Raw genomic sequence first — 11,599 nt, 5'->3', positions numbered from 1 at the left:
AAATTTATGCAGAAGTTCTGCGATAATGTTGCAATTCTGTTCGTAACAGGGCAATTTCTGCTCGTAATTCATCAATATCTGCTTGCAAGTCACCTGAATCAGAACTGGTTTGTCCAGTACCTGTACTAGGTTGACCACTATTAGCAGCTTCTGCTGACCGATTTGCCCGCTCTAGGACTTCTTCTGTAAACTGGCGCAACTGCTCTCTAGCTTCGGCATCAAATTTGCCCAGATCACTCAAAGCATCGGTCAAGGCGACCTCTAAACGCTCATTAACTACTTCAGCTACTGCTCTGCCTACGAAAAAGGCTTGTACGAGGGGGTTACTCATAAATTTTTGTTACGTTGATCCGCAAGAAAATTATAACTTGCCTGTATGCTTTACGGCTTCTGGTTTTGGGGTGGAGACGAAGGAATTTCACAATGGTAGCAGGCGATCGCTTTTTTATTCTCTGTGCCCTCTGTGCCTCTGCGGTTAAAAATCTTTATTAACCACAGAGGCGCAGAGAACGCAGAGGGAAGAGTTTCAGGAGAAATTTTGATAGAGATACCTCGCATCTATAACTAATGTTAAAAACATTGATTAATTGATTTACCCCTGCTAGCTTAAGTGTATTTGCGTAATACACAGCAAACTTGGCATACCCTACTTGTTGCCCTTGAACTATGAATAGCTATCCAGATTTCAGCGAACACGGCTATCAAGTTTTGCGAGAATTGGGACGTAATCGGGAAGGAGGAAGGATTACTTGGCTAGCATCAAAAGTTGATACTGGGGAACAAATGGTAATAAAGCAGTTTTGCTTTGCTCAAGCTGGTTCCAGTTGGTCTGGTTTTGAGGCTCATCAACGAGAAATTAGAGTGCTACAAGGACTAGCTCATCCCGGTATTCCCCGCTACATAAATTCTTTTGCTACGTCTGATGGCTTTTGTTTGGTGCAAGAATATATCAACGCCCAATCTTTAGCAGAAACCCGCAGCTTTGCACCAGAGGAAGTTAAGCAAATTGCTGTCAAAGCTTTAAAAATTCTTAGATACCTGCAAAATCTCAATCCTCCGGTAATTCATCGGGATATCAAACCGGAAAACATTTTGGTAGATGAAGAACTCAACGTTTATATAATTGACTTTGGTTTTGCTCGTATTGGCAGCCAGGAAGTTGCAGCGAGTAGTGTATTTAGAGGTACTCCTGGTTTTATCCCGCCAGAGCAAATGTTTAAACCAACAGAAGCTACAGACTTGTATGCTTTGGGTGCAACCTTGATTTGCTTACTGACAGGAATCAAATCAACAAAAATAGATCAATTGCAAGATCAAGATGATCCATATTTAATTAAGTTTCGTCATCTTCTACCTCGGTTGAATCTACGGTTTCTAAGTTGGTTGGAAAAGATGGTACAACCGCTACAGAAAAACCGTTTTGTTAATGCACAATCAGCTTTAGAAGCACTCAAGCCTCTTGATGTTATCCGTGTAGCGGGAGAAGCACTCAAACCTCTTGATGTTATCCGTGTAGCGGGAGTTGATTTCAGTGAAACAGTGCTGGAGTTCAAAGCGAACCAATTGGGGGAAAAGCTAACGCAAAGCATTACTATTGAGAACCCCATAGGAGATACTTTGCTAGAAGGTAAATGGGAAGTTGCACCCCATCCTCAAGACCCACCCCATACCCCAGATTATCATGCTTGGATTTCGGTAACACCTGCTCAGTTTAGCGGGAATCATACTCGGTGTCAGGTTCAGGTGGATACGAGTAAATTGATGGCAGAGAAGCAGTATAAACGTCAACTTATATTGCACAGTAATGCCTATCCAGAGACTCATACTTTAACCGTGAAGGTGCAGACAGCTGCTTTACCGATTGAAAAGCAACAACTAGCATACGCTTGGCTTGCTGGAGTGTTGCTAATTTGTATTATTGCATCCACATCTATGACTTGGTTTATAAATGTTGTTGGTTTATGGGCTGTAATTTGGGCTGTGATTCGTGCTGTCATTGGTGCTGTGATTGGTGCTGTATGTGCAGGGGAGGGGGCATTGATTGGATCTGTAATTGGAGCTATATTTGGGGCTATGTCTGAGACTGGGGGTTGGCTTGGGGCTGGGATTGGGATTTGGGTTATGGCTGTGCCTTGCGCTGTAGTTATAGTTAGTTCGCCTACTAATGCGTCTACCGCTGTGCTGTTGCTCACAATGGGATTAGGAACTAGCTTTGGAATTATTTATATAGTTGGCTTTGTTAATCCCTATATCTTATTTGCACTAGCAGGAACCGGATTACCCTTGGTAAGTATTTTGCTTTATTCACCACTAAAACGACGTAGGTTAATTACTAAATATCGCCAGTCTGAAATGTCTTTAATCAAACCGTAATTAAACAGAACCCGACTTGTTTTAAAAGTCGGGGTTATTGTTTTGTTTGTGATGCAGATAAGATCGCACTCTCTTTTTTTATGCCTAACTTAAGAATGCGATCACCTTTTTTGCAAAGCATTAATTAATGTAGTGCGATCGCTAACTACAATACTGCTAAAATAAACCCATAACTACTTGATGCCGTATCCATTCGATGACCATAGCTCAAGAATTAGAATCTCAAGAAGGCATCTGCCAAGATGTTATATTTCCTCCTGGTGATCTATATAGTGATGAACCTCCTTTGGAAAGCGAACTTCATCTAGAGCAAATCATGCTCTTACTCAAATGCTTAAAATGGCTGTGGCGAGACAGAAATGATTTCTATGCGGCGGGAAATCTGACTATCTACTACAGTCCACGCCAACGCAAATCAGAATACTTCCGAGGGCCAGACTTTTTTGTAGTGCTAGGAACTGAACGTAAAACCCGCAAAAGTTGGGTAGTCTGGGAAGAAGATGGCAAATATCCGAATGTAATTCTAGAAATTTTGTCTGACTCAACAGCGAATACTGATAAAGGTTTAAAAAAAGAAATTTATCAAGATACTTTCCGCACGTTGGATTATTTTTGGTTCGATCCTTACACACAAGAATTTGCGGGATTTCATTTAGTAGATGGAGAATATCAACCTCTACAAGCAAGTGAACAAGGATATTTGTGGAGTCAGCAGCTAGGGTTATATTTGGGAGCTTATCAGGGATTATTGCGGTTTTTTACACGAGATGGTCAACTAGTGCCAACACCTGAAGAAACCGCAGAACAGGCAGAACAAAAAGCAGAACGTTTAGCAGCAAAACTGCGTGAGTTAAATATCGACCCAGATACAATTTAGATTATTGCTAACTACAACACTGCTAAAATAAATCCATAACTACTTGATGCCGTATCCCTTCTATGACCATAGCTCAAGAATTAGAATCTCAACAAGGCATCTGCCAAGATGTTATATTTCCCCCTGGTGATCTATATAGTGATGAACCTCCTTTGGAAACAGAACTGCATCTACGACAAATAATCCTACTTTTAACTTGTCTGGAATGGCTGTGGAAAGATAGAAATGATTTCTATGCGGCTGGAAACTTGACTATCTACTACAGTCCACGCCAACGCAAATCAGAATACTTCCGAGGGCCAGACTTTTTTGTAGTGCTGGGAACTGAACGTAAAACCCGTAAAAGTTGGGTAGTCTGGGAAGAAGATGGCAAATATCCAAATGTAATTCTAGAAATTTTGTCTGACTCAACAGCTAATATTGATAAAGGTTTAAAAAAAGAAATTTATCAAGATACTTTCCGCACGTTGGATTATTTTTGGTTCGACCCTTACACACAAGAATTTGCGGGATTTCATTTAGTAGATGGAGAATATCAACCTCTACAAGCAAGTGAGCAAGGATATTTGTGGAGTCAACAACTAGGGTTATATTTGGGAGCTTATCAGGGATTATTGCGGTTTTTTACACGAGATGGTCAACTAGTACCAACACCTGAAGAAACGGCAGAACAGGCAGAACAAAAGGCAGGACAAGCAGAACAAAAGGCAGAACAAGCAGAACAAAAGGCAGAACGTTTGGCAGCAAAACTGCGGGAGTTAAATATCGACCCAGATAGAATTTAGAGTGCCGCGATCGCATTATGATTATTCTTCTATTTCAAAATTAACTCCTTGATAAATATCGCTGAAGGAAATTTGAAACCCTATTGATTTTAGTGATAATACAGCATCTACTGATTCGTATTCAGTTAATACCCATTGCCCTTCAGCATTTTTATTAAACTGCTCAACAAGATATTCATATTGATTAATCATAATATATTCTTTGAGTGTCGCAATAGAACGATAAAATCTAAATTTATTAGTTCGATTGTGATTCTCTGTCAATTTAGATAATACTTCCACAATCATTATGGCATTGGTGACTGTAGTAGTGCCAGTTCCCTCATATATTGGTTCTCCCTGAATAACCATGACATCAGGATAAGTGTAGATACGATAACGCTGTATCCACAATTTGACATCACCCATGTAGATTTTGTAATTTTTACCGCGCATCGTAAATTTAAAATTGGCGTAAAAATTACCTGCAATTTCATTGTGATTAGTCGTACCACCAGCCATAGGAATTATTTCTCCATCTCTATATTCATTTTTGGATTCTGATGTCTCCTCTAGTTGTAAATATTCCTCTGGACTGTAGGATTTTTTCGGTGTTTGTGTTTGCATAAAAACCAGATGTGTGAAATATAAATTAATGAGAATAATGCTTGGCTAAAAACTCTTCAGCTTCTCTGTGATCTTTAATCACTCCATCTAAGGTAGCAGCAACTACATCATCTAATATTTGCCGATACTGCGGCCCTGGTTTGTAACCCAGTTTCTTTAAATCATTGCCATTCAATAGTGGCTGCACATTAACCAAAACAGTTAAATATTCCCAAATCTGATGTCTAAGCGATCGCGGACTTTGCAAAGCAATTAAAATCAGCATTGGTAAATCGTACTGTCGCAACAACTGCACTACTTGACTGGGACTTTGACACTTAGGCAAAGATTCCATCACCTCAGTTTGGGCAGAAGCCAAGTTTTGCAAGCGTTTAATGCTATCCTCTTGCAGTTGCAGATTCTTTGCTACTTTCGCTCGATATTGTGGTGCAAGTTGGGCGATTAACGCTTCTAAGCGCATTTCCCAATGAATGAGAGTTTGTTCAGTATCAAATCGCCGCAAGCAGCGTTCTAGCAAACGTAATTGTCGCAGGAGTTCTGCATCTAGCTTCAGGGTAGGATGGATACATTGCAATGCTCCTAAATTATCGAGTAACTGCAAAGCCGATTTCCAATAAGGGGCTTCTAGGATGTGCTTTAATTCTGTTTTTAGTCTAGTTTGCAGGGCTGGAGTTTTGCTATTCTCTTGAGCAGTGCGATCGTAAACGCCACTGTTGATGGCATAGCGGATAAACTCTTCAGTTTGCGGTTCAATTTGAAATCCGAAGCGCACGGCAAAGCGCACGCCACGATAAATCCGGGTGGGGTCTTCGATAAAGCTGTTGGGGTGCAAAACCCGAATTTGCTTGGCTTGTAAATCGATTAATCCGCCAAAGAAATCGAGTAATTCACCAGCACGAGGAGTAGTGAGGCGCAAGGCGATCGCATTGATGGTAAAATCTCGACGATACAAGTCTTGACGAATGGAACTCGCTTCAACTTCTGGATTTGCTGCTGGATAAGGATAAAATTCTGTTCTAGCGGTGGCAATATCTACCCATAGAGAATCTAATTCTGGGTCTTTGTGCCACAACAAAGCCGCAGTTTGAAAAGCCCCGTGGATTTCTAAACGAGCCGCAGGGTAAAGTTGTTGGAGTGCTTTTGCTAGTTCTACACCAGCACCAACATCTGCTGATTTGTGAAAGCCATCAACCACAAGATCAATATCTTTAATCATCAAAGTCCCCGATGCTGCATCAGCTAACAGTAAATCCCGCACTGCACCCCCGACAAGATAAAGATGCCAACCCCGTTTTTCTGCCTCTTGTGATGCTGTGGTGAGTAATTGCCACAGTTGCGGAGCAAGGCGATTTTGCAACTCAGTGCTGAGAGGAATTTTGAATTTTGTTAGCGCAGTGTTAGCGAGTCCGCGAACGTCATTTTGAATTTTGAATTTTTGTCCCTCTTCGTCTTCATCCCTTTCTTGATGTAATTCCCGCAAGACATCAGTACGAGTGACCAGACCAACTAACTGCTCATTCTCCAATACTGGTAAGCGTCCGATATCATAAGTCACCATCAGCGCTTCAATTTGTGGCAGTGTCGTATCTGGTGTAATCGTTTTAAGATTTGTGGTCATGTAGCCTTTAACTGGCGCATGACTAAATCCGTGGTGCAGAGCAACATCAAGATCCCGGCGCGAAATAATACCTACTAGTTGCCCTTGGGTATCAACTACAGATAAACCAGAGTGTCCATAGCGTAATAAAATGCGCTGGGCTTCGGCAATTGTGGTTTCAGGCAGAATCGTGCGAACAGGAGAGGACATCAAGTCTCTAGCCGTGAGGGGATGGGGAATTTGTGCTTTTACCCCGTCCAGGAGTTGTTTTAATATTGCTTCTGAATCAACTCCTCTTAGGTTTAGCGATGCGGCTTGTGAATGACCGCCGCCACCTAGAAGTTGGAATAATAGGTTAAGATTCGTTTTGGGAATTTGCGATCGCCCAATTACAGTTAACCGTGAATCCTCTTCACCTAAAGGATACTCATTAGCCAACAGTAGGGCGTCAATTTCGGTTAATTCCACGAGTTCCGATGCCAAACTCGATAACCCAGGCACAAAATTTTTAGTTTTTAGAGTTACCCAAGCAACCGTATATCCATGTAGACAAAGATATTCTAAATTTTCCAGCGATTCAGTTAATAACTGCTGCAATTGCACAGACAAACCAGGGTCTCGGTAGGTGGAAATTACCGATAAACTTGCACTTTGTTGCATCAACCAAGCCAAAGCTAGGGCATCCCGTGGTGTGGACTGGTCATAAGTCAAAGAGCCAGTGTCAACGTGGATACCCAAAGCCATCACAGTTGCTTCAGCAGGAGTTAGGGAAATTTCCTGTTGTTGCAATTGCTCAACGATTAAAGTTGTGGTTGCTCCTACTGAAGAAATATCTGATTCGGTAGCCGGAATATCTGATTCTTGTCCTAAGTGATGGTCATAAATTATAATTTCTCTAATATGGGGTAAATCTAACCACTCAGCAGCTTTCCCCAAGCGATCGCGCTGTTGCGTATCCACCACAGTCAGAGAACGAATTTTTTCTGGATTCACAGAACGGCGTTCAATTAACGGATATTCGTCCCGATGCAATGCTAAAAAATCCCTTACAGGAGGGTGAGAACCGCCAGTCAGCACAATCTTACTTCCCGGTAGTAGGCGCGTTAACCCTACTGCTGCTCCTAGTGCGTCAAAATCTGCTGTTGTGTGGCAAAGAATTAAATCCATAGTTAATAGTCATTAGTCATTGGTCATTAGTCATCGGTACTTAGACAAAGGACAAACGACTAAAATGTTGAAATTTCCGGTAACTTAAAAACGAGAAGAAAGTGTCAGTGTTACCCTTTAGCTAAAATGGGCAGAAGCCTCACCCTTTAACTCTCAGAGTCAGTGCCCTAATTGTCAAATATTCTAAAATAGATGATCAGGGCGTTGTATGATTTAAGTGGTTACTCGCCACCACGGTCGTTGATACACCCCGGTTACTGCCCTCTGGGAAACCTACGTGAAACGTTAGACAACGGGAAACGAGTAGGCATCCTTTCAAAGAATGCAAATTTACCATTGGTTGACATATCAGTGCAAAAGTCATAAGCAAATCATCCTGTGTCGTAAAATTTGTGGGGTACGAAAGGAAGAAAAAATCAAATTGTTGACCGTGGGGGATCACAGGTACATAAAACCAGAGCTTCTGGAAATGTCCTATGCAATAGCAGGAGTCACGCTCGTTGCCTACACTGTACACCTTACTGTTAGTGTAAGACATATCACTATTTCGCTGTATTGGGAGAAGCAAAAATGACCATAATATTCCAATTCGCTTTGATAAGCCTAGTTCTATTGTCTTTTGTCCTGGTTGTTGGCGTTCCCGTTGCTTACGCCACTCCCCAAAATTGGGTTGAATCTAAAAAACTGCTCTGGGTTGGTTCCGCCGCCTGGATTGGTTTGGTATTTTTAGTTGGTTTGTTAAACTTTTTTGTCGTGTAGGCGACGGCTTCACTCTGGCGCAGGCACATAATATAAGAACTAGAGGGGCAGAAAAGCCAAGGTCAAAGACCAAAGGAGAAAAGGAAAGATTTTTTCCGATTTCCTTTTTTCTGACCGTGCTTTCCTGCTCCTCTACATTTAAATAAGAAATGTATATTGGCCAGAACTATAGTTGATTAAGAGGCAGTCATGGCAGTTTTCGAGGGAACTTTTACCCAAACGGAGCCTTTGCGGTTTGCAGTGGTGATTGGTCGATTCAATGACCTAGTTACCGGAAAGCTGCTAGAGGGATGTCAAGATTGCTTGAAACGCCACGGTGTAGATCCTAACCCGCAAGGTAATCAGGTGGACTATGTTTGGGTTCCAGGAAGTTTTGAGGTACCTTTAGTAGCTCGCCAACTAGCACTTTCCCATCGTTATGATGCAGTAATTTGTCTAGGTGCAGTTATTCGAGGGCAAACACCCCATTTTGATTATGTATCCGCCGAAGTTTCTAAAGGTATTGCCGCCGCTAGCTTTCAAACTGGAGTGCCAGTAATTTTTGGCATTTTGACAGTAGACACTATGCAGCAAGCCTTAGAACGGGCAGGCATCAAAGGTAATCACGGCTGGGATTATGCCCTGAATGCCCTAGAAATGGCAAGCCTCATGCGGCAACTACGTTCTAACCTGGCAGAGCCATATTCTCGTAATAGCCAGTCTTTGCCAGCCTCTTTTCAAAGTGCCAGCATCGGTAATTTAACTGCGGAGTCAGAAGAACTCGGCTAGACCGTCATTAGTCATTTATCCTTTGTTATTCACTAATGACTAATGACTAATAACTAAATTAAGGGGTTGACAATTAGGGATAAATCTGAGATATTAATATATGGTTATCGATTGCGGGTATAGCTCAGTGGTAGAGCGTCACCTTGCCAAGGTGAATGTCGCGCGTTCGAATCGCGTTACCCGCTTCCAACTAAAACCTCTTGGAGTTGAAAATTCCAAGAGGTTTAGTATTTTTAGGGTGCATTGAAGTCTTCGGCGATTCGCACTACACTCTTGTGAATCGCTCCCAATGTGGACAGATTGAGCAAACAAATCGTCTACTGTCTCAATTTGAATATCGCCCACTTGCTAAGAAATATAAAACCCAGCTTTAGACTGGTGTAGATATACATTAGCTTGGCTACAATCTTTATAGGTGTAATCAATTCGTTTTATGTAGGGTGTATTACACTGGACTAAAAGTGGCTAGTTAAATAATAGTGTTGTCAGGTGCAAAGCGTCTTTTAGCATTCCGCGATCCGTTAAACATCGCCTGTTTATCTTCATAAAGGGAGAAGCCTCTAAGGCATTTACTAAGGGATCATATTCTCACAGTTCGTGTAAAACACGCTCAAGTTATTAGAACGCTTGTGCAATCTCAAAAACCCGAAAAAATAGACTTCAATACCGAATATCCCTGTCCCTGTCGTCGCCGGGGTCAGTTAATTCCGATTACGCTGACAGAAGCATTTGGTTGCGATCGCTGTCAGCAAATCTTTGTAGTAGAAGATAATGGTCATGTCCTAGAACAGCTTTCTACCACCTATCCCTATAAGCGGGCTTGGCGTTGGATGGGAAATAGTTGGCATGTTGTCCATCCGCGCTTGGGAGAAAGCTATCTGCCTATAGCACTTGGCATTATTTTCGTGCTAGTGATTATATGGCTGCCATTAGCACTGCGATTGGCAAATGGTTCCAGCATTGTTGCTTGGGCAATGGTGGCGGTGCTATTGGCTATTCTGCCAGCGCTAATGGTCTGGCTTACCTACAGACGTTAACTCAATGACTGTTGAAGTTTTGGATGATCACCCCGAACCGATTACTAGTGCCCAACGAGCCTATCATGCTTCCCTAAAGTTGGGGATCACAAAGGGAGCAGACCGGAGTCGTGCAGTACTGGCAATGGCACAAGCCCTTGAGCGCTCATTTGACGACATTCTAGAAGCCAATACCTTGGATTTAGAAGCGAGTCGGGAAATGGCAGTGCCTGAGTTGATATTGGACTGGCTGAAGCTGACTCCCACAAGGTTAGAGATGACCGTGGACATTTTGCAACGGTTGGGGGAATTATCAGATCCCCTACGGCGCGTTAGAACTGCTGATTATCAACTGGAAGATTCCCAGAGTTATACCCAGTTAATGCCCTTGGGAGTAATTGCATTTATTTATGAGGCGTTTCCAGATTTAGGAGCGATCGCAGCAGGTTTTTGTATCAAAACTGGCAATAGTATAATTCTCAAAGGCAGTACTGAAGCTAGCCATTCTAACGCGGTCATCGCTGAGGTATTGCAAAGTGCGATCGCCCAAGTTGGACTACCTCCGGGCTGTCTAGAACTGATCACAGCAGAACATGGTGCTTCGGTTCGGGATTTAGTCACCCAAGACCAGTACGTGAATCTAGTGATTCCCTACGGACGTTCTAGTTTGATACAGCAGGTAGTACGACAGTCAACTTGCCCAGTCTTAAAGTCAGCGATGGGTAACTGTTATCTCTACTGGTCGCTAAATAGCAGTTTAGAAATGGTGCGCTTAATGATTCTTAATAGCCATCAGAGCGAACCAGACCAAGTTAATGCCATTGAAAAGGTGCTAATTCACCGCCAAGCCTTGCCATCGTCAATAGCCGTTCTGTGGAACAGCTTGATGGAAAAAGGCTTTGAAATTAAAGGGGATGCAGAACTAGTAAAAGCCTTTCCTCAGTTGCAGCTGGTGAAGGAAGGCGAATGGGGAAACCCTTATTTAACTAAGACAGTAGCTTTTAAATTGGTGGATAGCTTAGAAGCTGCGATCGCCTGGATTAATGAATACAGCAGTGGTCATGCCGACTCTATCGTTACTGAATCGTATCAGGAAAGTCGGCAGTTTGCTTTAGGAGTTAACAGTGCTTCTACCTATATCAACACTTCCCCGCGTTTTTCCCGCAACCCCTCACGGGGAGATTCAGTGTTTCTTGGCATGTCTAACCAAAAAGGTCATCGTCGGGGATTTATTAGCCTGGAAACCTTGACCACTGTCAAGCACATTGTTCAGGGAAATGGTAGGTTTTAAATAATTCGTAATTCGTAATTCGTAATTCGTAAAGGGTTTGACAAAAGTTTCTGTAGCGGCAGTTCTGTTTGGTTGGGGTCTAAATCCCCCACAAAATTCTCCCAGTCCCAATGCCTCATGCCTCAATTCAATTTGAAACTTAATACAATCTTAATTTCTGCTTGATCTTAGGTTGGTAGGTTTCTTGTGTTTGGTTGAGCAGCTATTGGGAGACAAGTCAAGTCAATATAATTAGTAATTACTAATTCATAATTCATAATTATTAGACGGGTTAGAATTCCCTGCAACAATCAAGCAGCCACCTTTTCTTTGGAATTACGAATTACGAATTACGAATTACGAATTATTTAAGCCACTGTT

11 protein-coding genes and 1 tRNA gene are annotated in these 11,599 nt (G+C 42.3%); 8 read left to right on the top strand and 4 right to left on the bottom strand.

Annotated features, from left to right (window positions below; all coding sequences use genetic code 11):
- Positions 1-4 precede the first annotated feature (4 nt).
- Complete coding sequence (locus LC586_RS21125; RefSeq protein ID WP_229486658.1) at positions 5-331, bottom strand: DUF6825 family protein; 327 nt, start codon at positions 329-331, stop codon at positions 5-7.
- 50 nt (positions 332-381) lie between these two features.
- Positions 382-558: a hypothetical protein gene (locus LC586_RS21120; protein WP_229486657.1), complete on the bottom strand. Its 177-nt coding sequence runs from the start codon at positions 556-558 to the stop codon at positions 382-384.
- Between the two features lie 108 nt (positions 559-666).
- Between LC586_RS21120 and LC586_RS21115 the strand changes: the two genes are divergently transcribed.
- From LC586_RS21115 to LC586_RS21105, 3 genes are all read left to right on the top strand, one after another.
- On the top strand, positions 667-2,373 hold the full coding sequence (locus LC586_RS21115) for a protein kinase domain-containing protein (RefSeq protein ID WP_229486656.1): 1,707 nt from the start codon (positions 667-669) through the stop codon (positions 2,371-2,373).
- 196 nt (positions 2,374-2,569) lie between these two features.
- A complete protein-coding gene (locus LC586_RS21110; RefSeq protein WP_229486655.1) occupies positions 2,570-3,250 on the top strand; it encodes a Uma2 family endonuclease in 681 nt (226 codons plus the stop codon).
- 62 nt (positions 3,251-3,312) lie between these two features.
- A complete protein-coding gene (locus LC586_RS21105; RefSeq protein WP_229486654.1) occupies positions 3,313-4,035 on the top strand; it encodes a Uma2 family endonuclease in 723 nt (240 codons plus the stop codon).
- A gap of 21 nt (positions 4,036-4,056) precedes the next feature.
- Here the strand turns inward: LC586_RS21105 and LC586_RS21100 are convergent, their stop codons facing one another.
- The gene (locus tag LC586_RS21100) at positions 4,057-4,641 is read right to left on the bottom strand and encodes a Uma2 family endonuclease (protein WP_229486653.1); all 585 of its coding nucleotides are present in this window, start codon (positions 4,639-4,641) and stop codon (positions 4,057-4,059) included.
- 25 nt (positions 4,642-4,666) lie between these two features.
- Positions 4,667-7,405, bottom strand: a complete 2,739-nt coding sequence (locus LC586_RS21095) for a CBS domain-containing protein (protein WP_229486652.1) — start codon at positions 7,403-7,405, stop codon at positions 4,667-4,669.
- Positions 7,406-7,975: 570 nt separating this feature from the next.
- Here LC586_RS21095 and psbZ point away from each other — a divergent pair.
- The 5 genes from psbZ (at position 7,976) to LC586_RS21070 (ending at position 11,239) form a co-directional block, all read left to right on the top strand.
- A complete protein-coding gene (gene psbZ / locus LC586_RS21090) occupies positions 7,976-8,164 on the top strand; it encodes a photosystem II reaction center protein PsbZ (RefSeq protein ID WP_100901500.1) in 189 nt (62 codons plus the stop codon).
- Between the two features lie 189 nt (positions 8,165-8,353).
- Entirely contained in the window at positions 8,354-8,932 is a 579-nt protein-coding gene (gene ribH / locus LC586_RS21085; RefSeq protein ID WP_094346524.1) for a 6,7-dimethyl-8-ribityllumazine synthase, read from the top strand.
- Between the two features lie 113 nt (positions 8,933-9,045).
- A tRNA-Gly gene (locus LC586_RS21080) sits at positions 9,046-9,117 on the top strand.
- A 444-nt stretch (positions 9,118-9,561) separates the two neighbouring features.
- A complete protein-coding gene (locus tag LC586_RS21075; protein WP_229486651.1) occupies positions 9,562-9,969 on the top strand; it encodes a hypothetical protein in 408 nt (135 codons plus the stop codon).
- A gap of 4 nt (positions 9,970-9,973) precedes the next feature.
- A complete protein-coding gene (locus LC586_RS21070) occupies positions 9,974-11,239 on the top strand; it encodes a glutamate-5-semialdehyde dehydrogenase (RefSeq protein WP_229486650.1) in 1,266 nt (421 codons plus the stop codon).
- The last annotated feature ends 360 nt before the right edge of the window (positions 11,240-11,599 follow it).

Origin of the sequence: Nostoc favosum CHAB5714 (assembly GCF_020829495.1) — a bacterium.
Lineage (GTDB): Bacteria > Cyanobacteriota > Cyanobacteriia > Cyanobacteriales > Nostocaceae > Nostoc > Nostoc favosum.
Note: the sequence above shows the minus strand (reverse complement) of the source record. Positions and strands in the feature narration are given on the sequence as shown.

Bases quoted from the DNA above. Each gene is read 5' to 3' on its own strand.
- LC586_RS21125 (WP_229486658.1), bottom strand. From the start codon at position 331: ATGAGTAACCCCCTCGTACAAGCCTTTTTCGTAGGCAGAGCAGTAGCT.
- LC586_RS21120 (WP_229486657.1), bottom strand. From the start codon at position 558: ATGCGAGGTATCTCTATCAAAATTTCTCCTGAAACTCTTCCCTCTGCG.
- LC586_RS21115 (WP_229486656.1), top strand. From the start codon at position 667: ATGAATAGCTATCCAGATTTCAGCGAACACGGCTATCAAGTTTTGCGA.
- LC586_RS21110 (WP_229486655.1), top strand. From the start codon at position 2,570: ATGACCATAGCTCAAGAATTAGAATCTCAAGAAGGCATCTGCCAAGAT.
- LC586_RS21105 (WP_229486654.1), top strand. From the start codon at position 3,313: ATGACCATAGCTCAAGAATTAGAATCTCAACAAGGCATCTGCCAAGAT.
- LC586_RS21100 (WP_229486653.1), bottom strand. From the start codon at position 4,641: ATGCAAACACAAACACCGAAAAAATCCTACAGTCCAGAGGAATATTTA.
- LC586_RS21095 (WP_229486652.1), bottom strand. From the start codon at position 7,405: ATGGATTTAATTCTTTGCCACACAACAGCAGATTTTGACGCACTAGGA.
- psbZ (WP_100901500.1), top strand. From the start codon at position 7,976: ATGACCATAATATTCCAATTCGCTTTGATAAGCCTAGTTCTATTGTCT.
- ribH (WP_094346524.1), top strand. From the start codon at position 8,354: ATGGCAGTTTTCGAGGGAACTTTTACCCAAACGGAGCCTTTGCGGTTT.
- LC586_RS21070 (WP_229486650.1), top strand. From the start codon at position 9,974: ATGACTGTTGAAGTTTTGGATGATCACCCCGAACCGATTACTAGTGCC.